The 23,159-nt window shown below is 69.5% G+C and carries 18 protein-coding genes; 10 read left to right on the top strand and 8 right to left on the bottom strand.

Going from position 1 to position 23,159, the window contains the following annotated elements:
* Positions 1-173: 173 nt before the first annotated feature.
* From AC5Y5V_RS23590 to AC5Y5V_RS23630, 9 genes are all read left to right on the top strand, one after another.
* Positions 174-1,856, top strand: coding sequence for an acyclic terpene utilization AtuA family protein (locus tag AC5Y5V_RS23590; RefSeq protein WP_499940359.1), 1,683 nt, complete (start codon positions 174-176; stop codon positions 1,854-1,856).
* Positions 1,853-3,001: an acyl-CoA dehydrogenase family protein gene (locus AC5Y5V_RS23595; RefSeq protein ID WP_499940339.1), complete on the top strand. Its 1,149-nt coding sequence runs from the start codon at positions 1,853-1,855 to the stop codon at positions 2,999-3,001. The genes AC5Y5V_RS23590 and AC5Y5V_RS23595 overlap by 4 nt, the downstream gene beginning before the upstream one ends.
* A gap of 49 nt (positions 3,002-3,050) precedes the next feature.
* A complete protein-coding gene (locus tag AC5Y5V_RS23600; protein WP_499940340.1) occupies positions 3,051-4,646 on the top strand; it encodes an acyl-CoA carboxylase subunit beta in 1,596 nt (531 codons plus the stop codon).
* 5 nt (positions 4,647-4,651) lie between these two features.
* The gene (locus AC5Y5V_RS23605) at positions 4,652-6,739 is read left to right on the top strand and encodes an acetyl/propionyl/methylcrotonyl-CoA carboxylase subunit alpha (protein WP_499940341.1); all 2,088 of its coding nucleotides are present in this window, start codon (positions 4,652-4,654) and stop codon (positions 6,737-6,739) included.
* Complete coding sequence (locus AC5Y5V_RS23610) at positions 6,736-7,902, top strand: acyl-CoA dehydrogenase family protein (protein WP_499940342.1); 1,167 nt, start codon at positions 6,736-6,738, stop codon at positions 7,900-7,902. The genes AC5Y5V_RS23605 and AC5Y5V_RS23610 overlap by 4 nt, the downstream gene beginning before the upstream one ends.
* Entirely contained in the window at positions 7,902-8,747 is an 846-nt protein-coding gene (locus tag AC5Y5V_RS23615) for an enoyl-CoA hydratase family protein (RefSeq protein WP_499940343.1), read from the top strand. Before AC5Y5V_RS23610 ends, AC5Y5V_RS23615 begins: the two co-directional genes overlap by 1 nt.
* Positions 8,748-8,840: 93 nt before the next feature.
* Complete coding sequence (locus AC5Y5V_RS23620) at positions 8,841-9,443, top strand: DUF1707 SHOCT-like domain-containing protein (protein ID WP_499940344.1); 603 nt, start codon at positions 8,841-8,843, stop codon at positions 9,441-9,443.
* A 117-nt stretch (positions 9,444-9,560) separates the two neighbouring features.
* On the top strand, positions 9,561-9,896 hold the full coding sequence (locus AC5Y5V_RS23625) for a WXG100 family type VII secretion target (protein WP_499940345.1): 336 nt from the start codon (positions 9,561-9,563) through the stop codon (positions 9,894-9,896).
* Positions 9,877-11,538, top strand: a complete 1,662-nt coding sequence (locus AC5Y5V_RS23630; protein WP_499940346.1) for an alpha/beta hydrolase — start codon at positions 9,877-9,879, stop codon at positions 11,536-11,538. The genes AC5Y5V_RS23625 and AC5Y5V_RS23630 overlap by 20 nt, the downstream gene beginning before the upstream one ends.
* A gap of 99 nt (positions 11,539-11,637) precedes the next feature.
* Here the strand turns inward: AC5Y5V_RS23630 and AC5Y5V_RS23635 are convergent, their stop codons facing one another.
* The 7 genes from AC5Y5V_RS23635 to AC5Y5V_RS23665 all read right to left on the bottom strand — a co-directional run bounded on the left by AC5Y5V_RS23635 (position 11,638) and on the right by AC5Y5V_RS23665 (position 20,516).
* Positions 11,638-13,629 carry a VWA domain-containing protein gene (locus tag AC5Y5V_RS23635; RefSeq protein WP_499940347.1) on the bottom strand — a complete coding sequence of 664 codons (1,992 nt, stop codon included), beginning with the start codon at positions 13,627-13,629 and terminating at the stop codon, positions 11,638-11,640.
* A complete protein-coding gene (locus AC5Y5V_RS23640) occupies positions 13,622-15,007 on the bottom strand; it encodes a sigma 54-interacting transcriptional regulator (protein WP_499940348.1) in 1,386 nt (461 codons plus the stop codon). The genes AC5Y5V_RS23635 and AC5Y5V_RS23640 overlap by 8 nt, the downstream gene beginning before the upstream one ends.
* Before the next feature lie 98 nt (positions 15,008-15,105).
* Positions 15,106-15,675 carry an LGFP repeat-containing protein gene (locus AC5Y5V_RS23645; protein ID WP_499940349.1) on the bottom strand — a complete coding sequence of 190 codons (570 nt, stop codon included), beginning with the start codon at positions 15,673-15,675 and terminating at the stop codon, positions 15,106-15,108.
* Between the two features lie 83 nt (positions 15,676-15,758).
* Positions 15,759-17,330, bottom strand: coding sequence for a bifunctional phosphoribosylaminoimidazolecarboxamide formyltransferase/IMP cyclohydrolase (gene purH, locus AC5Y5V_RS23650; RefSeq protein ID WP_499940350.1), 1,572 nt, complete (start codon positions 17,328-17,330; stop codon positions 15,759-15,761).
* 1 nt (position 17,331) lies between these two features.
* Entirely contained in the window at positions 17,332-17,970 is a 639-nt protein-coding gene (gene purN, locus AC5Y5V_RS23655; protein ID WP_499940351.1) for a phosphoribosylglycinamide formyltransferase, read from the bottom strand.
* Positions 17,971-18,110: 140 nt separating this feature from the next.
* Positions 18,111-19,463, bottom strand: a complete 1,353-nt coding sequence (locus tag AC5Y5V_RS23660; RefSeq protein ID WP_499940352.1) for a cell division protein PerM — start codon at positions 19,461-19,463, stop codon at positions 18,111-18,113.
* A 39-nt stretch (positions 19,464-19,502) separates the two neighbouring features.
* The gene (locus tag AC5Y5V_RS23665) at positions 19,503-20,516 is read right to left on the bottom strand and encodes a DUF5336 domain-containing protein (protein WP_499940353.1); all 1,014 of its coding nucleotides are present in this window, start codon (positions 20,514-20,516) and stop codon (positions 19,503-19,505) included.
* A 146-nt stretch (positions 20,517-20,662) separates the two neighbouring features.
* On the opposite strand from AC5Y5V_RS23665, the gene AC5Y5V_RS23670 reads away from it, so the two are divergent.
* Positions 20,663-21,511: an LLM class F420-dependent oxidoreductase gene (locus AC5Y5V_RS23670; RefSeq protein WP_499940354.1), complete on the top strand. Its 849-nt coding sequence runs from the start codon at positions 20,663-20,665 to the stop codon at positions 21,509-21,511.
* A 63-nt stretch (positions 21,512-21,574) separates the two neighbouring features.
* On the opposite strand, the gene AC5Y5V_RS23675 is transcribed toward AC5Y5V_RS23670, so the two are convergent.
* A complete protein-coding gene (locus tag AC5Y5V_RS23675; RefSeq protein WP_499940355.1) occupies positions 21,575-23,098 on the bottom strand; it encodes an acetyl-CoA acetyltransferase in 1,524 nt (507 codons plus the stop codon).
* Positions 23,099-23,159 lie beyond the last annotated feature (61 nt).

Consider the following 23,159-nt stretch of genomic DNA (forward strand, 5'->3'; position numbering starts at 1 on the left):
GCCACCGCGACCCACGCGTTTCGTGTGCGTGGCTTAAGTGTCGCCACCGCCCCGTCACGGGCAGCCTCCGGTTGACGCGGCACCGGCGGTACCCGCTAACCTACCGAGTGGTTGGTTGATTGCCGCCGGTTGTCCCAACGGAGGGAGGGCGCGTGGCCCCGTCGTCTGGTGCCGTGCGAATCGGGAACTGCTCGGGTTTCTACGGCGACCGCCTGTCCGCCATGCGCGAGATGCTCACCGGCGGTGAACTGGACTTCGTCACCGGTGACTACCTGGCCGAGCTGACGATGCTGATCCTCGGCCGCGACAAGATGAAAAGCCCCGAGCGCGGGTATGCCAAGACCTTCCTCACGCAGCTCGAAGAATGCCTGGGCCTGGCCGTGGACCGCGGGGTGCGCATCGTCGCCAACGCCGGCGGTCTGAACCCCGCCGGGCTGGCCGACGCCGTGCGGGATCTGGCGCAGCGGCTCGGCATCGCCGCGCAGATCGCCCACGTCGAGGGCGACGACCTGCTGCCCCGCGCCGCCGAACTGGGGTTGGGCACGCCGCTGACCGCCAACGCCTACCTGGGCGGATGGGGCATCGCGGACTGCCTGGGCGCCGGGGCCGACGTGGTGGTGACCGGCCGGGTCACCGACGCGTCGGTGATCGTCGGGTCCGCCGCCGCGCACTTCGGCTGGCCACGCACCGCTTACGACCAGTTGGCCGGCGCCGTCGTCGCGGGGCACATCATCGAATGCGGAACCCAGGCCACCGGTGGCAACTTCTCCTTCTTCACCGAAATCGCGGACCTGGCCTATCCCGGTTTTCCGTTGGCCGAGGTGCACGCCGACGGCTCGTCGGTGATCACCAAGCACCAGGGCACCGGCGGCCTGGTCAGCGTCGACACCGTCACCGCCCAGCTGCTCTACGAGATCACCGGCGCCCGGTACGCCAACCCGGACGTCACGGCGCGGATGGACACCATCCAGTTGTCCGACGACGGACCCGACCGCGTCCGCGTCAGCGGTGTGCGCGGCGAGCCGCCGCCGCCCACCCTCAAGGTGTCGCTGAACAGCATCGGCGGCTTCCGTAACGCCATGACCTTCGTGCTGACCGGCCTGGACATCGAGGCCAAGGCGGACCTGGTGCGACGCCAGCTCGAGGCCACGCTGACGGTCAAGCCCGCCGAGTTGGAATGGACGCTGGCCCGCACCGACCACCCCGATGCCGACACCGAGGAAGCCGCCAGCGCGTTGCTGAGCTGCGTGGTCCGCGACCCGGACCCCGCCAATGTGGGCCGCAAATTCTCCGCGGCCGCAGTCGAATTGGCGCTCGCGAGCTATCCGGGCTTCACCGCCACCACCCCACCCGGCGACGGCCAGGTGTACGGCGTGTTCACCCCCGGCTACGTCGCCGCCGCCGACGTTCCGCACGTCGCCGTGCACGCCGACGGCACCCGCACCGACATCCCCTGCGCCAGCGAGACATTGGTGCTGGAGCCCGCCGACGCGCCGACGCTGCCGGAGCCACTGCCGGCCGGCCCGACCCGGCGCGTGCCGCTGGGCCTGATCGCCGGCGCGCGCAGCGGGGACAAGGGCGGCTCGGCCAACGTCGGAGTATGGGTTCGCACCGACGAGCAGTGGCGCTGGCTGGCCCACACACTGACCGTCGAGGCGCTCAAGGAACTGCTGCCCGAGGCGGCCGACCTCGAGGTCACCCGCCACGTGCTGCCCAACCTGCGGGCGGTGAACTTCGTCATCGAGGGAATCCTCGGTCAGGGTGTCGCGTACCAGGCGCGGTTCGACCCGCAGGCCAAGGGGCTGGGCGAATGGTTGCGCAGCCGCCACGTCGATATCCCGGAAGGGCTTCTATGAGCATCTGGACCACACCGGAGCGCGAGCAGCTGCGAAAGACGGTGCGCTCGTTCGTCGAACGAGAGATCCTGCCCAACGTCGACGAGTGGGAACGCACCGCGGACCTGCCGCGCAACCTGCACCGGAGCGCCGGTGAAGCCGGCCTGCTGGGAGCGAACTTCCCCGAGGCCGTCGGCGGTGGTGGCGGCGACGGCGTCGACGCGGTGATCATCTGCGAGGAGATGCACCAGGCCGGCGCGCCCGGCGGGGTGTTCGCGTCGCTGTTCACCTGCGGTATCGCGGTGCCGCACATGATCGCTTCGGGTGACCAGCGGCTGATCGACACCTACGTGCGCCCGACGCTGGCCGGCGAGAAGATCGGCTCGCTGGCCATCACCGAACCCGGTGGCGGCTCGGACGTCGGGCACCTGCGGACGACGGCGGTGCGCGACGGTGACCACTACATCGTCAACGGCGCCAAGACCTACATCACCTCCGCGGTGCGCGCCGACTTCGTCGTGACGGCGGTACGGACGGGAGGCCCTGGCGCGGCGGGGGTTTCGCTGCTCGTGGTCGACAAGGGCACACCCGGGTTCGAGGTGTCGCGCAAGCTGGACAAGATGGGCTGGCGGTCCTCCGACACCGCCGAGCTGTCCTACACCGACGTCCGGGTGCCGGCCGCGAACCTCGTCGGCGTGGAGAACACCGGATTCGCCCAGATCGCGCAGGCCTTCGTCGCTGAACGCATCGGCCTTGCCGCGCAGGCATATTCGAGCGCGCAGCGCTGCCTGGACATCACCGCGCAGTGGTGCCGCGACCGGGAGACCTTCGGCCGTCCGCTGATCTCGCGACAGGCGGTGCAGAACACGCTCTCGGAGATGGCGCGCCGCATCGACGTTGCCCGCGTCTATGCGCGACACGTAGTGGAGCGTCAGCTCGCCGGCGAGACGAACCTGATCGCGCAGGTGTGCTTCGCCAAGAACACCGCCGTCGAGGCCGGCGAATGGGTCGCCAACCAGGGCGTCCAATTGTTCGGCGGCATGGGCTATATGGCCGAATCCGAAATCGAGCGGCAATACCGGGACATGCGCATCCTGGGCATCGGCGGCGGGACCACCGAGATCATGACCGCGCTGGCCGCCAAACTCCTGGGGTATCAATCATGATTGCACCGCCTCCTCCCCATCGCTCCGCTCTGCATTCTCGGCGGTGGCTATGACCACGCTGCGATCCACGCTGGATCCGCACGCCGACACCTTCACCGCCGCGGCCGCTGCCACAACCACCAAACTCGACGAGATCGCCGCCGAGTTCGCCAATGCCGTCGACGGTGGTGGCCCCAAATACGTTGAACGACATCACGCCCGCGGCAAGCTGACGGCGCGGGAACGCATCGAACTGCTGGTCGACGAGGATGCCCCGTTCCTGGAGCTCAGCCCGCTCGCCGCTTGGGGCAGCCCGTTCAAGGTCGGCGCCAGCACGGTCGCCGGAATCGGCGTGGTCGAGGGCGTCGAATGCATGATCGTGGCCAGCGACCCCACCGTTAAAGGTGGCACGAGCAACCCCTGGACACTGAAAAAGAACCTGCGTGCGAACCAGATCGCCTACGAGAACCGGCTGCCGGTAATCTCACTGGTGGAGTCAGGCGGCGCCGATCTGCCCACGCAGAAAGAGATCTTCGTTCCCGGCGGGCGGCTGTTCCGCGACCTGACCAGGCTTTCGGCCGCCGGGATCCCCACCATCGCACTTGTTTTCGGCAACTCCACGGCGGGCGGTGCCTACATTCCGGGCATGTCCAACCACGTGGTGATGATCAAGGAACGCTCCAAGGTGTTCCTGGCCGGTCCCCCGCTGGTGAAGATGGCCACCGGCGAGGAATCCGACGACGAATCGCTTGGCGGCGCCGAAATGCACGCCCGGATTTCGGGTTTGGCGGACTACTTCGCCCAAGACGAGGCCGACGCGATCCGCATCGGGCGCCGCATCGTGGCGCGGCTGAACTGGCGCAAGCTGGGCCCGAAGCCCAAGCCGGTCGCCGAGCCACTGTTCGACACCGAAGAACTCATCGGCATCGTCCCCCCCGATCTGCGCATCCCGTTCGATCCGCGGGAGGTGATCGCCCGCATCGTCGACGGCTCCGAATTCGACGAGTTCAAGCCGTTGTACGGTTCGTCGCTGGTGACGGGCTGGGCTCAGTTGCACGGCTACCCGATCGGCATCCTGGCCAACGCCCGCGGGGTGCTGTTCAGCGAGGAGTCGCAGAAGGCCACCCAGTTCATCCAGCTGGCGAACCGCTATGACACGCCACTGTTGTTCCTGCACAACACCACCGGCTACATGGTGGGCAAGGAATACGAGGAAGGCGGCATGATCAAGCACGGCTCGATGATGATCAACGCCGTGTCCAACTCGAAAGTCCCACACATCTCGCTGCTGCTCGGCGCGTCCTACGGCGCGGGCCACTACGGCATGTGCGGGCGCGCCTACGACCCCCGGTTCCTGTTCGCCTGGCCCAGCGCCAAATCCGCCGTGATGGGCGGCGCGCAGCTGGCGGGCGTGCTGTCGATCGTGGCGCGGGCGGCTTCCGAGGCCCGCGGTCAGCAGGTCGACGAGGATGCCGACGCCGCCATGCGGGCCGCCGTCGAGGGCCAGATCGAAGCCGAGTCGCTACCGCTGGTCCTGTCCGGAATGCTCTACGACGACGGGGTGATCGACCCGCGCGACACCCGTACGGTGCTGGGAATCTGTCTGTCCGCCATCGCGAATGGCCCGATACAGGGGACGTCCGACTTCGGCGTCTTCCGGATGTGAGCCCCATGCCTACTCGAGTGCTGGTTGCCAACCGCGGCGAGATCGCCCGACGGGTGTTCGCCACCTGCCGACGCCTGGGCCTGGGCACCGTCGCGGTGTACACCGACCCGGACGCCGCCGCGCCGCACGTCGCCGAGGCCGACGCACGCGTGCGGCTCGCGCAGACCAACGACTACCTCAACGCGGAGGCGCTGATCGCGGCCGCGAAGGCCGCGGGCGCCGACGGGGTGCACCCCGGCTACGGATTCCTCTCCGAGAACGCCGAATTCGCGGCCGCCGTGCAGGCGGCGGGCCTGACCTGGATCGGACCGCCGGTGGATGCGGTGCGTGCGATGGGTTCCAAGATCGAGTCCAAGAAGCTGATGGCCTCGGCCGGCGTGCCCGTGCTCGAGGAACTCGACCCGGACACCGTCGCCGACGCGCAACTGCCGGTGCTGGTCAAGGCCTCCGCCGGCGGCGGTGGGCGCGGCATGCGGGTGGTGCGCGAATTGTCAGCGCTGCCGGGCGAAGTCGAAGCGGCCCAACGCGAGGCGCAATCCGCGTTCGGCGACCCGACCGTGTTCTGCGAGCGTTACCTGCCCACCGGGCACCACATCGAGGTTCAGGTCATGGCCGACACGCACGGCACCGTGTGGGCCGTCGGCGAACGCGAATGCTCTATCCAACGGCGTCACCAGAAGGTCATCGAGGAGGCGCCGTCGCCACTGGTCGAGCGCGTACCGGGGATGCGCGCGAAGCTGTTCGAAGCCGCCCGCCTGGCGGCGTCCGCGATCGGCTACACCGGCGCCGGCACGGTGGAATTCCTCGCCGACGATAACGGCGACTTCTTTTTCCTGGAGATGAACACCCGCCTGCAGGTCGAGCACCCGGTCACCGAGGAGACCACCGGGCTGGACCTCGTCGAGCTGCAGCTGCATGTCGCGGACGGTGGCCGGCTGGGTGCCGAACCTCCGGTCGCCCAAGGTCATTCGATCGAGGCACGGCTCTACGCCGAGGACCCCGCGCACGGCTGGCAGCCGCAGGCGGGCACGGTCCACCGGATCCAGGTGCCGTCGGTGCGTGCCGAATTCGAGACCCTGGGCCACCGGACCGGGATCCGGCTGGACTCCGGCATCGTCGACGGCTCGGTGGTGTCAATCCACTACGACCCGATGCTGGCCAAGGTGATCTCCTACGCCCCGACCCGGCGTCAGTCGGCGCTGGTGCTCGCCGACGCGCTGGCCCGCGCCCACGTGCACGGGCTGCGCACCAACCGCGAACTGCTGGTCAGCGTGCTGCGTCACCCGGCGTTCCTCGACGGTGCCACCGACACGGCGTTTTTCGACACCCATGGCTTGGCCGAATTGTCCGCGCCGCTGGCCGACGCGACGACTGTGCGGTTGTCGGCGGTCGCGGCCGCACTGGCCGACGCCGCCCACAACCGCGCCACCGCCGCGGTGTTGCGCAGCGTACCCAGCGGGTGGCGCAACCTGACGTCGGGCTTCCAGGTGAAGACCTACCACGACGACACCGACACCGAGCACCGCGTCGAATACCGTTTCACCAGAACTGGTTTAGCGCTGCCCGGGGACCCCGCGGTGCAACTGGTCTCGTCGACACCGGACGAGGTGGTGCTGGCCGCCGACGGGGTCGCCACCGCCTTCGCCGTCGCCCGCTTCGGCACCGACGTGTACGTCGACTCGCCGCGCGGACCCGTCCACCTGGTCGCTCTGCCCCGCTTCCCGGAACCGGGCTCGGCCGTCGAGCAGGGATCTTTGGTTGCGCCCATGCCGGGCAACGTGATTCGGGTTGGCGCCGAAGTCGGCGCCGACGTCACCGCCGGCCAGCCGCTGATCTGGCTGGAGGCCATGAAGATGGAACACACCATCACCGCCCCGACCGACGGCGTGCTCGCCGAACTCAATGTCCAAGCGGGCCAACAAGTCGCAGTGGGCGCTGTTCTGGGAGTGATCGCAAGCGCGGCGCAGCCGGGCGCAGCGGGTCACGACCAATCAGGAGTGATCGCAAGCGCGGCGCAGCCGGGCGCAGCGGGTCACGAGCAGTCACGCACGGCGCGCGTGGACGCGCCCGAATCAGGAGAGGACCCCCAATGACGGACACCAGTTTCATCGAAAGCGAGGACCGCCAGGCGCTGCGCACGGCGGTTCGCGAGTGGGCCTCCAGTTATGGCCCGGAGTACTACCTGAGGAAGGCCCGCGCACACGAACACACCACCGAATTGTGGGATGAGGCAGGCAAACTGGGTTTTCTCGGGGTGAACCTGCCGGAAGAGTACGGCGGTGGCGGCGCCGGCATGTACGAGCTGTCCCTGGTGATGGAGGAGATGGCCGCCGCGGGCAGCGCGCTGCTGCTGATGGTGGTATCCCCGGCGATCAACGGCACCATCATCAGCAAGTTCGGCACCGAGGAGCAGAAGAAGCGCTGGATCCCGGGCATCGCCGACGGGTCGCTCACCATGGCGTTCGCCATCACCGAACCCGACGCCGGCTCCAACTCCCACAAGATCACCACCACCGCGCGCCGCGACGGCAGCGACTGGATCCTCAAGGGCCAGAAGGTGTATATCTCCGGCGTCGACCAGGCGCAGGCCGTGCTGGTGGTCGGCCGCACTGAAGAAGCCAAGACCGGCAAGCTGCGGCCGGCGTTATTCGTCGTGCCCACCGACACGCCGGGCTTCACCTACACCCCCATCGACATGGAGCTGGTCAGCCCCGAGCGCCAGTTCCAGGTCTTCATCGACGACGTGCGCCTGCCCTCGGACGCTCTCGTCGGCGCCGAAGACGCCGCCATCGCACAGCTTTTCGCCGGCCTGAACCCGGAGCGCATCATGGGGGCGGCCAGCGCGGTCGGCATGGGGCGCTGCGCCCTCGACAAGGCCGTCGACTACGTCAATACCCGCAAGGTCTGGGGCACGCCGATCGGCGCGCACCAGGGTCTGGCGCATCCGTTGGCGCAGTGCCACATCGAGGTCGAGCTGGCAAAGCTGATGATGCAGAAGGCGGCGACACTTTACGACGCGGGCGACGACGGCGGTGCGGCCACGGCGGCGAACATGGCCAAGTACGCCGCGGCAGAGGCGGCCAACCGGGCGGTCGACCAAGCGGTGCAATCCATGGGTGGTAATGGCCTGACCCAGGAGTACGGCGTGGCGGCCATGATGACCTCGGCCCGCCTCGCGCGGATCGCGCCGATCAGCCGCGAGATGGTGCTGAACTTCGTCGCGCAGACGTCGCTCGGTTTGCCCCGCTCGTACTGATGGACACCCTGGTCGAGTACACCCGCGAGGGCGTCGTCGCCACGCTGACGCTGAATTCCCCGCACAACCGCAACGCCCTGTCCACCAGACTGGTCACCCAGCTGCGCGACGGCCTGAACGCGGCCGCGGCGGACCCGGCGGTGCGGGTGGTGGTGCTGGGCCACACCGGCGGCACCTTCTGCGCCGGCGCCGACCTGAGCGAGGCCGGCGGCGGGGATCCCGTTGGCGATCGCGAGGGCGGCGCAGCCGGGCGAACCGGGTCGCCACCATCGGCATACGACCTGGCCGTGGCGCGGGCGCGGGAGATGACCACGCTGCTGCGTGACATCGTCTCGTCGCCGCTGCCCGTCATCGGCGCCATCAACGGGCACGTCCGGGCCGGCGGGTTCGGTCTCGTCGGCGCCTGCGACATGGTGGTCGCCGGGCCCCGCAGCACCTTCGCGCTGACCGAGGCCCGCATCGGCGTCGCCCCCGCGATCATCTCGCTGACGCTGCTGCCGAAGATGTCGTCGCGGGCGGCGTCGCGCTATTACCTGACCGGCGAGACGTTCGACGCGCGTATAGCCGCGGAGATCGGGTTGATCACGACGGCGGCCGACGACGTGGACGCCGCGGTGGCCGCGCTCGTCGCCGACGTCGGCAAGGGGTCGCCGCAGGGCCTGGCCGCGTCCAAGGCGCTCACCACGGCTGCGGTTCTCCAGGGTTTCGACCGCGACGCCGAGCGGCTGACCGAGGAATCGGCCCGGCTGTTCGTCTCCGACGAGGCCCGCGAAGGCATGCTCGCGTTCCTGCAGAAGCGTCCGCCCAGCTGGGCGGCACCGCCCACTGCCAGCGAGGACCGCTAGGAAGCCATCGTTGACCTGCCGCGATGCGACACGGAGGTTGCAGTTTAGCCAACCCTCTTGCAGCAAAAGCTCAACGTCGTACGCTCGTGGGTGATGAGCAACTCCGCTCGACGTGAAACGACGGACGCGCGCGACGAGCCGTCACGCGCGGGTGACACCGATCGCATACTCCTGGCGCAACTGCTGGCCTACGCTGCCGAGCAGGGGCGTCTGCAGCTCAACGACTACGAGGACCGGCTCACCAGGGCGTACGCGGCCACCACCTACGAGGAGCTGGATCGGCTGCGCGCCGACCTGCCGGGTGCGCCGATCAACCCGCGCCGCGGCGCCCAGCCCAACCCGGCGCCGTCGACCCTGCTGCTGGCCCTGATGAGCGGATTCGAGCGGCGCGGCCGGTGGAACGTGCCCAAGAAGCTGACCACTCTCACGTTCTGGGGCAGCGGCGTGCTGGACCTGCGCTACGCGGACTTCACGTCGACCGAGGTCGAGCTCCACGCGTATTCGATCATGGGCGCGCAGACCATCGTGCTGCCGCCGGAGGTGAACGTCGAGATCGACGGCCGCGGCGTGATGGGTAGCTTCGACCGCAAGGTTCTGGGCGAGGGCGTCCGCGGCGCACCGACGGTGAAGATCCGCGGCTTCTCCTTCTGGGGCGGCGTCGGGATCAAACGCAAGGCCCGCCGTCCCCGCCACTGACGCCGACCCCGCGAGCAGACGTAAAAGCCCCCGCACGCACGGCGTGTCGGGGGCTTTTACGTCTGCTCGGCACAGCTGAGTGGCCCGCGCCCCTGGTGCGTGTAATACTCCGCCGCCATGCAGCCGAGAGTTGTTATACCGCAACAGCTACGGGCGATTCCGGACTCGCTGACCCGCTTGGGCAACGAGCTGGCCGACCACGGCGAGGCACTGCTGGCGCTGCAGCGGTCCTGCCATAGCGCGGCCGAAGACGCGCATCCGGGATGGGTCGGATCGTCGGCGCACGCACTGCGCGCGCTGCTCGATCGCTGGGCCACGGCCAGCACGGCCCACATCGGCCACTTCGGCGAGCATGCCTGCGGCCTGCACTTCGCCGCCGCCGGGTTCCGCCAGCTGGACCAGCGCAGCGCCGCCGCGATCGCCGGGATACGCCATGACGCTGACGTTGGCTGACATCGAACGCTGGGATCCGGCGGCGGTGAGCCTGGTGTTCGAGGCGGCGATCCGCCGAGCCCACGGCACGCGCGTGGCGTCGGCGACGCTGAGCGACACCATGCGGCTGCTCGACTTCGGCGGCGACGCCGCCGACGCGGCGCGGGTGGCCGCGCACCGCACCACGGCGATCCTCGACGACCACGCCGACGTTTGCGAGGCCGTCGCGCGAGCCGCCGAGATCTCGATCGACGAGATCAGCGCGATCAAGTCGCGGCTGCGGGCGATCCGGCGGACCGCGCAGGAACACCACCTGACGATCGACGACCCGACGGGCATGGTCCTGCCGGCCTCTCCCCGGCTCGTCGAGGTGCAATGCGAACTGATGCAACGCATTGCGGACCTGTTGACCGACGCCGAACGCGCCGACGAGGATCTCGCGGCAGCCATTCGCGGCGCCGACGGCGACCTGCCAACCGAGCAGGTTCGGACCCAAATCAGCCACACGCCAATCGAAATCCCGCAGGTGCCGCCACCGGGCAGCGCGCCCGTCGCGGTCAACCAGTGGTGGCATGCGCTGACACCGGGCCAGCAGGACCGGGTCCGCGAGCGGTTCGGCGACGGGATCCGCAACCTCGACGGCATCCCCGTCGAAGTGCGCAGCGCGCTCAATCTGTCGGCGCTGCAACGCGAAATCGCGCGGCTGAAGAACGGCTGGCTGGCCGCGGGCGGGCTGCACACGAATCCGGGCAAGCTCGCGGATCTTGCTGCGCTGCAACGCACTGTGGGCGCTCATCCAGGCGCCACCCTGATCCTGTTGGACACCGACGGCAGTCCCGACAAGGTGCTGGCGGCGGTCGGCGTCGGCGACGTCGACAACGCCGAGCGCGTCGGCGTCACCGTCGGCGGCCTGAACACCCGGGTCAGCTCCAGCGTCGGGCAGATGGTCACGGAGGCCGAGGCGCAGCGCCGAAAGGCAAGCGAACTAAGGCGATTCGCGGGCCGGCCGAACCACGACGCGGTGGCCAGCGTGGTGTGGCTGGGGTATGACGCGCCGGAAAGCCTACGAGAGGTCATCGACCTCGGACTGGCCCGTGGCAGCGCCGGACGCCTGAATGCCTTCTACCAGGGGCTGGCCGTGACCAGCGCCGTACCCGACCCGCACTTCACCGCTTTCGGACATTCCTACGGGTCGCTGGTCACCAGCCTCGCGCTGCAGCAGGGCGCGCCGGTGAGCGACGTCGTCCTGTACGGCTCCCCCGGCATCGAACTCACCGACGCCGCACGGCTGGGCGTCCGGCCCGGGCACGCGTTCTATCTGATCGGCGTGAATGACCATGTCGCCGACGCGATTCCGGATCTGCGAGTGTTCGGCCGGCCCCCGCAGAACGTGCCCGGGATGACCGAGCTGTCCACCAGCACCGGGTTAACCCTGGGCGGCCGGTACGGCGACGGCCAGCTGCACGAGCGGGCCTACGGCCATTCGGACTACCCGGGTGTCGGCAGCAATGGGGAGCTCCGGATGAGCGCCTACAACATGGCGGCGGTGCTGGCCGGACTGCCCGACGACCTGGTCACTCCCCGCGCGTCCGGGGTCGACAGGCTGCCGGGCGGGTCGGGGCCCTACGAATTGCCGCCCGCGCCGCCGCAACACCAGCTATGACCGCGAGCAGACGCAAAACCCCCCGAAATCGGTACGAATCGGGGGCTTTTGCGTCTGCTCGCGGTACTTGCGCTACCCGCGCTACTTGCGCTACCCGCGCTACTTGCGGCGCGAACGCAGGTAGTCGCCCACCACCGCCGCGCCCAGCCCGTCGAGGTCGGGGACCACGACCCGCCCCTCGACCCGCCGCGCGACCTGGTCGATGAACCGCGCCAGACCCGGGTCGCTGCCCAGCCGGAAGATGGTGATCTGCGCGCCGAGCCGGGCCATCTCGTCGAACCCGCGCACGGTGTGGGCGATGGTCCGCGGATGCGGCGGGTAATCGAAAAATACCGTCGTCCCGTCGCCGTCGAAGTCCTCCAGGTGCGCGGTCGGCTCGCCGTCGGTGACCACCAGCACGACGGGCTGCGCGTTGGGGTGCCGACGCAGGTGCCGCCCGGCCAGCGCCAGCGCGTGATGCAGGTTGGTGCCCTGCTCGTAGACGCCCTCCAGGCCGGTCAGCTCAGCGGCCGACAACGTCCGGGCGTAGCGGCCAAAGGCGATGATCTGCAAGGCATCCGACCGAAACCGCGTGCACACCAGGTGGTTAAGCGCCAGGGCGGTGCGCTTCATCGGCAGCCAGCGGTTCTCCATCACCATGGAGAACGAGGTGTCGACCAGCAGCGCCACCGCGGCCTGCACGCGGGTCTCGGTCTCGGAAACCTCGACGTCGTCGACGGTGATCCGCAGCGGGCCACCCAGCCGCTCCGTTCCCGCCTGACGCAGCACGGCGTTGGTCAGCGTGCGGGGGATGTTCCACGGTTCGGTGTCGCCGAACTGCCAGGGCCGGGTGGCTCCCGTCAGCTCGCCGGCCGCCCCGGCCCGACGATGGTCCCGGTCGCCGCGGCGCCCGGAAAGCTGCTGCGCCACATCGCGTAACGCCGCCTCGCCCAGCCGTCGCATCGCCTTCGGCGAGAGCCGCCACTGGCCGTCGGAGCCGCGGTCCAGGAAGCCCTGGTTGACCAGCGCCCGCTCCAGCTCGGCCAGCGTCCTGGCATCGACGGCGGCCTGGTCCCCGAGCTGGCGGGCCAGCGCGTCGAGGTCGACGTCGTCCATGGTGGCGCCCGGATAGCTCTGCGACAGCTGCTCGGCCAGCTGCTCCAGCTCGGCGATGTCGGCCAGGGCCTGCGTGCCCTCACCCATGCCGAACGGGTTGTCACCGGAGAACTGCTCCTGCCCGGTCCAGTCCTCGCCCGGCCGCGCGGCCTGCAGATGCGCGTCCAGCCGGCCCAGCGCCTGCATCAGCGACGGCGACCCAAACGCTTGCTGCGCCAACGCATCCAGCTCGTCGCGCTGTTCCTGGGACAGGCTGTTGCGGAAGCGCTGGGCGGCGGCGGCCCGCTTGGCCAGCGAGTCCAGCAGCTCCTCGACGTTGCGCGGGTTCTCCGGGAAGAACTCCCCGTGCTTGTCCATGAAGTCCTGGAAGTCTTGCGGGGTATCTTCGCCGCGAGAATGCTTGTCCAACAGGTTGTTCAGGTCGTCCAGCATGTCGTTGACGCGCTGGCGGTCCTCGTCGGTGGCGCCTTCGAGCGCCTGTTTCATGCCGGCGAAGCGTTGGTCGAGCATCTCCCGCCCGAGCAGATCCTTGATCTGGTCGTACTTTTGGCGGGCCTCGCCGCTGCGCCAGTTGTAGTCGGACAGCTCCTGCACGGCCTTGGCCGGCGACGCCGGGAGCGCATCCAACTGCAGCTCGCCGAAGCGGGCGTCGTCGTCCAGCGCGCGGGCCAGCTCCTTGCGCTCGGCCAGCACCGCCTCGTCGAGCAGTTTCTTGATCTCCTGCAGCGTGCCGTCTAAGTTATTGCGGCGCAGCAGTTCCCGTCGTCGGCGGTTGGCCTCGGCGGCCAGCCGGTCCGCGCCGGTCAGGTTCTGGTTGCCGCGCCGCAGGAGCTCGGACAGCGCCCGGCGCGGCGAGGTGCCGGCCATGACGTCCTGCCCGATCTGCTCGAGCGCCTCGCGCAGGTCCACCGGCGGCGCCAGCGGGTCCGGCCCGCCGGTGTACGCCGAGTATCGAGACGAGTGGCCCTTGGACGGGGGCGGATCGGCTCTAGCCATAGACGGTCTGGCCCTCCCCCGACACCTTGTCGATGCGCTTGGCGAGGTACAGCGCCTCCAGCGCCAGCTCCAGCGCCGCCGCGCGCTCGCCTTCGGACTCGGCCCGCACCTTGCGCGCGACGGCCTCCACCACCGGCAGACCCGGAACGGCGGCCAGCACGTTCTTGGCCGACACCCGCTCGCCCGTCGTCACCGTGGAGCCGCCCTCGACGGCCTTGACCAACGTGCCGACGTCGATGCCGCCTAGCACCCGGGACGCGGTGTCGGCGGTCGCGCGGCGCAGCAGGTGCTCGAGCACCGCCTGTTCGCGGCCTTCCTCGCCGGACTCGAACTCGAGCTTGCCGCGCAGGACGTCGATGATCGTGCCGAGGTCGACCACCCGGGCCACGGGGTCGGTCTCCCCCAGCACCGCGCCGCGGTGCCTGGCCGAGGCGGCCACCGTCTCCGCCGCCGCGATCGCGAACCGCGCCGACACCCCGGAGCGCTGGTCCACCGAGCTGGACTCGCGCAGGTAGCGGGCGAACCGCGCGATCACCTGGATCAAGTAATCGGGCACCTGCGCGCTCAGGTGCGCCTCCTGGGCAATGACGCCCACCTCGGCCTCGAGGTCCAGCGGGTAGTGCGTGCGGATCTCCGCGCCGAACCGGTCCTTCAGCGGGGTGATGATGCGGCCCCGGTTGGTGTAGTCCTCCGGGTTGGCGCTCGCGACCACCAGGACGTCCAGCGGCAGGCGCAACGTGTAACCGCGGACCTGAATGTCGCGCTCCTCCATGACGTTGAGCATCGACACCTGGATGCGCTCGGCGAGGTCGGGCAGCTCGTTGACGGCGACGATGCCGCGGTGCGCCCGCGGGATCAGCCCGTAGGCGATGGTCTCCGGGTCGCCGAGGCTGCGTCCCTCGGCGACCTTGATCGGGTCGATGTCGCCGACCAAATCGGCGACGCTGGTGTCCGGTGTCGCCAGCTTCTCGGTGTAGCGCTCGCTGCGGTGTCTCCACTGCACCGGCAGGTCTTCGCCGGAGTCGGCGGCCCGCCGGATCGACTCGGGAGTGATCGGGGTGTACGGGTGCTCGCCGAGTTCGGCGCCCGCGATCACCGGTGTCCACTCGTCCAGCAGGCCCGTCAGCGCCCGCAGCAGCCGGGTCTTGCCCTGGCCGCGTTCGCCCAGCAGGACGAAGTCGTGGCCGGCGATCAAGGCCCGCTCCAGCTGCGGGATCACCGTTTCGTCGAACCCCAGGATCCCGGGCCAGATGTTGTCGCCGTCGGCCAGCGCGGTGAGCAGATTCTCCCGGATTTCCTGCTTGACTCCCCGTTCACGATGACCGGCGGCACGCAGTTCGCCGACGGTGCGGGGCAGTTGGTTCGATGACGTCACCACTCCACGCTACGACGATGCCGAGAATCCGGCACGGCGTCCTCCTCAGATAAGGGAATGCCGGGCAATCAAATCGATTGCCCGGCATTCCCGACGAACGGCTAGCTGTAGGTGACCGTGGCCTCCCCACCCGGCTTCCAGGTGATCGTGCCGTGCTCGAACGTCGACGTCTTCACGCCGTCGGCATCCTTCTCGTCACTGGTCGGGTAACCGAGCTTGCCCTGCGAACCGCCGAGTTCGTTCCACTTGTCGCGGATCTTGCCCCACACCACGTAGGCCTGCGTCTTGTAGATGATCACGCCGCCCTCGAACTGCTGGTAGACGCCCCCGTCGGGGTTCTTGACCTCGTTGTCCTTCGGTGCGCCCAGGTCCTTGCGGGCCTTCTCGTCCAAGGCCTGGTACTTGGTGAGGATCGGGCCCTGGACGGTGTACGCCGTGCCGTTGGCGCCGGTGATCTGCGTGGTGCTCGCGGCCGCACTCGGCGTGGTGGACATGGCCGACGACACCGCGGACGACGCGGCGGAGGCGGCAGAACTGGCGGCCGAAGATGCGGCCGAGGCCGCCGAGCTGGCCGTTTCGCCGGCCTTCTTCGAGTCACATCCCGCGCCCAGCGCCGCAAAAGTTGCAATCGCGGCGGTGGCCGCCGCCGTTCGTATAGCTATCGCGCGCATACCAATTCCTCTCGAATTGTGTCGCCCCGCTGTCGCTGACCCTGTGTGCGACGCTACTTGGGCGCGCAACCGCCAACAAGGCCCTAATGCGCAAAGTGGCGAGCACCGGTGAGGTACACGGTGACACCCGCTTTGGCCGCCGCGGCCGTCACCTCGTCGTCGCGCACCGAGCCTCCCGGATGCACGATCGCCTTGACGCCGGCGGCGGCGAGCGTCTCGAGCCCGTCCGGGAACGGGAAGAACGCATCGGAGGCGCCGACGGCACCCTTCACCCGCTCACCGCCCCGTTCGACGGCCAGTCGGGCGGCGTCGACCCGGTTGACCTGACCCATGCCGACGCCGACGGTGGCGCCGTCGGCGACGATCACGATCGCGTTGGACTTGACCGCGCGGCAGGACCGCCAGGCGAAGACGAGGTCGGTGAGCGTGGCGGGGTCGGCCGGCTCGCCGGTGGCCAGGGTCCAGTTGGCGGGGTCGTCGCCGTGGGCGTCGAGCTGGTCGCGTTGCTGCATGAGCAGGCCGCCGCTGATCGGCCGGAGTTCGGTGCCGCCGGCCAGCGGCTCGGACGCCACCAGTACCCGGATGTTCTTCTTGCGGGTCAGCAGGTCGACGGCGCCCGGCGCGTAGGCGGGCGCGACGATCACCTCGGTGAAGATGGTGCTGACGTATTCCGCCATCTCGACGCTGACCTCGGTGTTGGCCGCGATCACCCCGCCGTAGGCGCTCAGCGGGTCGCATTCGTGGGCCTTGCGGTGTGCGTCGGCGACGGAGATGTCGGAGATCGCGATGCCGCACGGATTGGCGTGCTTGATGATGGCCACACACATCTGCTCGTGGTCGAAGGCCGCCCGCCACGCCGCGTCGGCGTCGGTGAAGTTGTTGTAGGACATCTCTTTTCCGTGCAGCTGCTCGGCCTGCGCCAGGCCGGGCCATGCGGCCGGGTCGCTGTACAGCGCGGCCTGCTGATGCGGGTTCTCGCCGTAGCGCAGCGTCGCCTCGCGGCGCCAGTTCCTGGCGAACCACTGAGGGAACTGCGCCTCCGGATGCTCGGGCGCCAGAGTGTCCTGCATCCAGGTCGCGACGGCGATGTCGTACTCCGCGGTGTGCTGAAAAGCCAGCGATGCCAGCCTCTTACGCTCGGCGAGGGTGAATCCGCCGGTGCGCACCGCGGCGAGCACGCCGTCGTACCCGCGCGGGTCGGTGACGACGGCGACGCTCGGATGGTTCTTGGCCGCGGCGCGGACCATCGAGGGCCCGCCGATGTCGATCTGCTCGACGCACTCGTCGACCCCGGCGCCGGATTCGACGGTCTGGCTGAACGGGTAGAGATTGACGACTACGAGCTCGAAGGCCTCGATGCCGAGTTCCTCGAGGGCTTTGTGGTGTTCGGGTTTGCGTAGATCGGCCAGCAGCCCGGCGTGGACCTTGGGGTGCAGGGTCTTGACGCGGCCGTCGAGCACCTCCGGGAAGCCGGTGAGCTCCTCCACCCGTGTTACCGGAATGCCTTTGTCGGCAATGTTCTTCGCCGTCGAACCGGTCGAGACGATTTCGACGCCGTCGGCGCTGAGCCCCTGCGCGAGGTCTATCAGCCCGGTCTTGTCGTAGACACTGATCAGCGCGCGGCGAATCGGCTTCTTGATGTGGTCGCTGCTCATTTCAGGCCTCTCGTCCGATCGTCGCCGTTCGTGTATCCACCGTCATGCCATGGGTGGCGATCGCTGCTACCACGTCCACCAGCAGTCGCCGTTCGATGACCTTGATGCGTTCGTGCAAAGTCTCTTCGTCGTCACCGTCGAGCACCTCGACCGCGCGCTGCGCCACGATCGGTCCGGTGTCGATCCCGGCATCCACCAGGTGCACCGTACAGCCCGTGACCTTCACACCGTAGGCCAGCGCCTCGGGCACCGCATGCGCCCCCGGGAAGGCCGGCAGCAGCGCCGGGTGGGTGTTCAGGATGCGGCCCGTGAAGCGCGAAAGGAACTGCGGACCAAGTATTTTCATGAATCCGGCGGATACCACCAGGTCGGGCTGGTGGGCGGCGGTGGCTTCGGCGATGGCCATGTCCCAGGCTTGGCGGTCCGGGTGGTCGCCGAGCCGGACTTTGAACGTCGGAATCGACGCGTCGGCGGCGATCTCCACGGCTCGGCAATCGCGATCCACGCCGACGGCGACGACCCGCGCCGGGTAGTCGCCTTGCGCCGCGTGCAGCAGCGAGTTCAACAGTGAACCGGTGCCCGATGCCAACACCACCAGCCGCGCCGGTGCACTGGGGGGTACCCGGAGCGGTTCCTGCACACGGGCAGCCTAGCTTCCTGGGGTTCGGGCCGGGCGGGCTGGCGTGCCGGGCCGCCGTCGCCGCGCCGAACGTCGATTTGATACACGCAAAACCGCCCCCGCCGTGCCGTAACCCGACACTCGGCGGGCGCGGGCGACGGCTACTCGCCGTGATCGCGGGCCGGTTCGTCCGATGCGACGGCTGCGTCGTCGACCAAGGCGTCGTCGACCAAGGCGTCGTCGACCACGGCGTCGTCGACCACGGCGTCCTCGCCGAGCGCGTCGTCATCGAGCGGCACATCCTCGACGGCCGGCTCCTCGACGACGGGCGCGGGAGCGGGCTTCGGCCTCTTCGGCCGCCGCGGCCGGCGCCGGATCCCGCCGGCCATCAGCACCGTCAGCCCACCCACCGCCGCGAACCAGAAGAACACCCCGATCAGCAAGGCACCCTGATCCACGCCGACGTCGCCGAAATTGCCCAGCCGCCCGCTGCCGGCGAACGCGAGCAGCGACATCGTCAGCGCACCGGCCACCGAGGCGACCAACAGCTTGGCCATCGCCGCGACAATGGGCAGGGCACGCCGCGCGCACTGCTGCCCGACCGCCACGCCCGACACCGCGCCGACGATCAGCAGCGCGACCCACACCGGGCCCAGCCTCGGCGTGGGCACCGCGGCGAGGATCGGCAGCGCGGGCAGATCGCCGCCGAACACGGTGAACGAGCTGAACGTCGCGAACCCGATGTGGGCGCTGGAGCCCACCGCAACGGCCGACGTGCCCACGATGACGTTCGGGACGTACAGGATCGACAGCACGGTCAGGCTGAATTGGCCGAAAATCGAATCGGTGATCCCGTAGAGCTCCTGCATCGTCGACCAGTGCACGATCAGCGAGCCGACGGTCACCACCCCGGACAGCCCCAGCAGCGCCAGCACCCCGGCCGCCGCGCCGCGCATCGAGTCGGCCAGCCAGTTGGGCAGCGGCGACGCCGCCAGCGCCCGCCGCCCTACCCGCGACCACACCCCGATACCCGCGCCGATCGCGTGCACCGCGAGCACGCTGGTGAACGCGCGCAGGGCGCTGGGTGTCTGCAACTCGGGCAGCATCGAGGACGCATCGTGGATCACCGCCAGTGCGACGGCCGCCAACAGCATCGGGCCGCCCAGCGCCGAAGCGACCACCCAGCGGATGACCAGCCACGACGAGTTCGCGGCCGTCGCCCGCGCGGTGGTCCGTGCCGTCGCCCACACCATCAACAGGATCGGCAGCAGCGGCATCACGCCCAGTTCGCGCCCGCCGATCGAGATCGGCACGGCGTGCACGCCCAGCCACATGCTGGCGATGGCGCCCGGAGCGCCCATCATGTCGCTGTTGGCGATCAGCAGCTGCAATAGCGTGATCGCCGCGATCGTTACGAGCGCGATCAATGCCGGGCCGAACGCCACCCGAACGAGATCACGTGCTTGGCGGGCGCCCGCAGCCCGGTAATCCCCGCTTTCTCGCACCCTATTCACTCTTGGCGCATGTGCCTGACTAGGCGCGCGAGCGCCCGGTTAAACCGGCGCCGAACCAGGTGACGACTGGTGGCCCTGGCCGTACGTCTGCGTCTGGTTCGAGCTGGGGGTCGAGTAGTTGACCGGAGCGGATCCGGCCTGCGAACCACCGCCCGCGCTACTCGACGGCGGCTGGCCGTAACTGGGGAAGCCGGTCGGCGGAGTGGTGGGCGTCTGCAGGGTAGGCGAGGGGGTCGAGGGCTGGGCTCCCGTCACCACCGTCGGCTGCGGACCGGACTGCGACGACGGCTGCGGCGCGGATTGCTGCGCCGGCGGCTGCGCGCCGAACCCGCCTGACGCCTGGTTCGCGACCGACGTTGAGATCGCGTTCTGCGTCGGGACGTTGCTCTGGCTCTGCGGCTGGCCCTGACCGGCGCCGTATCCGCCGTACTGGGATCCGTAGCCGGCGGGGGGCGCCTGCTGGGGCGCCTGCAGTCCGGCCTGCGCTGCGGGCTGACCGTAGTAAGGCTGCTGCTGGCCGTACTGCTGCTGCGGGTACTGCCCGTACTGGCCGTATTGCTGCTGGTAGGGGTCGTACTTGGGCCGCGGCGCCGGCGGCGTGATCACGCCCGACTCGAACAGCAGGGCCGCGACGGCCGCGACCGCCTCGAACAGGGCGAAAGCCAGCACCAGGTACGTCGCCCACGACGGCGAGGTATCGCTGCGCGAGTTGACGATGTCGGAGATCGACAGCAGCACACCCAGGACCGAGATGGCGCTGACCACACCCAGGTGGCTGTTCGCCTTGGGCACCAGGCCGACCGCGGCGAGCAGGGCGGCCAACAACGCGGCGACGACCGCGAAGGCCCCACCACCGATGTGCCCCCCGAAACTCGCGAAGTACGCGGCGAGGCCGAGCCCCACTACGGCGTACGTCAGGTACAGGGGCAGCTTGCTTTCGCCGGGCTCCTTGGCGAAGTCGGGCGCGGCGGCCGGCGTAGCGGCTGGGTAGCCCCCGGAGGGCTGCTGCTGCGGCGCCGGTGGATATCCGGGATTCCCGGGCGAGTAGGTCATTGACTCCTCCTGTTGCTTCCCACGCCGGCGTGCTTGGGTTTGCGACGCGATTCGATCAACCACGCTAGCGCACGTTCGGGTGCTGATGCCGGGGCCATTCCCGGGCCGCTTGCCCATCCGGGTAGAACACGTTCTAGATTTCGTACATGGATTACGGCCTCGTGCTTTTCACCAGCGACCGTGGCATCAGCCCGGCGGCAGCCGCCAAGCTCGCCGATGACCACGGCTTCAAGACGTTCTACGTGCCGGAACATACGCACATCCCGATCAAGCGGCAGGCTGCACACCCGACGACGGGCGACGAGTCGCTGCCGGACGATCGGTATATGCGCACGTTGGATCCCTGGGTGAGCCTGGGTGCGGCGTGCGCGGTGACCTCGCGGGTGCGGCTGTCCACCGCGGTGGCGCTGCCCGTCGAGCACGACCCGATCACGCTGGCGAAAAGCATCGCCACGCTGGACCATCTGTCCGGCGGTCGGGTGAGCCTCGGGGTCGGCTTCGGCTGGAACACCGACGAGCTCGCCGACCACAACGTGCCGCCCGGGCGTCGCCGCACCATGCTGCGCGAGTACATCGAGGCCATGCGCGCACTGTGGACGGAAGAGGAGGCAGCCTACGACGGCGAGTTCGTCAAGTTCGGCCCGAGCTGGGCGTGGCCGAAGCCCGTGCAGGCGCACATCCCGGTGCTGGTGGGCGCCGCGGGTAACGAGAAGAACTTCAAATGGATCGCGCGCAGCGCCGACGGCTGGATCACCACCCCGCGCGACTTCGACATCGACGAGCCGGTGAAGCTGCTGCAGGACACGTGGGCCGCCGCCGGGCGGGACGGGGCCCCGCAGATCGTGGCCCTGGACTTCAAGCCGGTGCCGGAGAAGCTGGCGCGCTGGGCGGAACTGGGCGTCACCGAGGTGCTGTTCGGCCTGCCCGACAAGTCCGACGACGAGATCGCCGCCTACGTGGAGCGCCTCGCCGGCAAGCTGGCCGCGCTGGTCTAGCTTTAGCGCGAGCAGACACAAAAGCTCCTCATTTCGGCACGAAATGGGGGCTTTTGTGTCTGCTCAGCGGGGGAAGCAGCGGTTGCCGTAGTCGAAGGAGCGCACCCGCACCCGCTGCCCCAGGGGGTCGCCGTCGGTGAGCAACTTGATCAGCTCGTCGTCCTCGGTGGTCGACAGGAACCGCGTGCCGTCATCCAGCCGGCCGATGATGATCCCCGTCGGGCGCCCGTCGTCGCGGCGCACGGTGTAGGTCTCGACGGTGGCGTGGCCGTCGGGCCGCTCGGTCACCGGGACCGTCGGCGCGCCGTCGATGTGCGCCTGCGACCGCGCGCTGCGGTCCGGCTGCCACTCCGCCGGCGTCGTGGAGTACACGCCGACGGAGTACTTGCTCATCATGCCGCCGTTGGCCCCGACCAGCCCGAATTGCCCTGGCTCGCGGCGCATCCGGGCCACGGTCTCGGCGACGCCGTGCATCGAGTAGTTGTTGCCCGCGCCGCCGAAGAACGGCAGCCCGCCGGTCAGGGTCAGGCCGCGCGGGTCGTTGGGCGCGAGGCCCATGCCGTCGCAGATGTTGAACACCGGCACCGGAAAACAGCTGTACAGGTCGAAGGTGGCGACGTCGTCGATGCCGATGCCCGCCATGTCCAGCGCCCCGCGCACCGCCATCACCGCGGACGGCGCATGCCCCAGATCGGGGCGGTCCAGCATGCCCTGCTCCTGCAGGTCGGCGTGGCCGCGCAGGTACACCCATTTCTCCTCGGGCACGCCCAGCCGTCGGGCCGTCGCGACCGACATCAGCAGCGCCGCCGCACCCTGGTTGACCTGGTCGCGGGCGACCAGCAGCCGCGGGTAGGGCTCCGCGATCATCCGGTTGCGCTCGGTCACGGTGATCAGCTCGTCGGCGCTGTATTCGACCGGCGCGGCGGCGAACGGGTTGGCGGCGGCGACCTTGGTGAAGGGCGCGAACAGTTCACCCATGCGCCGCAGATACTCGGCCGTGCCCAACCCGGTCGCGGCGCGTCGGGCGTTCTCCATCAGCGCGTACTGCGTCGGCGCGTCGACGAGTCCGTGGATCACGGTGTAGCGCGACATCAGGCCCTCGATACCGGACCCGCGGTCTTCCAGGTCGCCGTCGACGGTCTCGCTGAAGTCGGGTTTGGTCTCCGCGCGGGCGAAGTGCCGCAGGGTCGACGTCGCGTCCGAGCCGAACACCAACGCGGCCTCCGAGCGGCCCGCGGCGATCTGGCCGGCCAGCTCGCTAATCAGATGCTGGGGGCCCTGGCCGCCGACGACCTCGAGGATCGCGCGGCGCGGCTCAGCGCCGATGCGCTTGGCCACCGAGCGCGGGTAGTTGTTGGACCGGCCCAGCGGAGCGTTGGCCGCCGGCCCGGAGATCTCGAATTGCCGCAGGGCGGCGATGGTGTCGATGGCCGGCGCGACGGCAGCAGCGCCGCAATCGTCGAGAGCGGCCTGAGCTGCGGCTGCGGCCAGCTCGACGGGTGACATGGCCCGGTAGTCGGGGTCGTCGATGCGCTCGGCCGCCTGCCCGACGCCGACGACGACGGGCGTCCGCGGATCAAGATTCATAGCCTTACTATCTACCGCACCCCCGCGAGCAGACGCAAAAGCCCCTCATTTCCGCAGGAAA

This window comes from Mycobacterium sp. NGS68 (genome assembly GCF_059812195.1).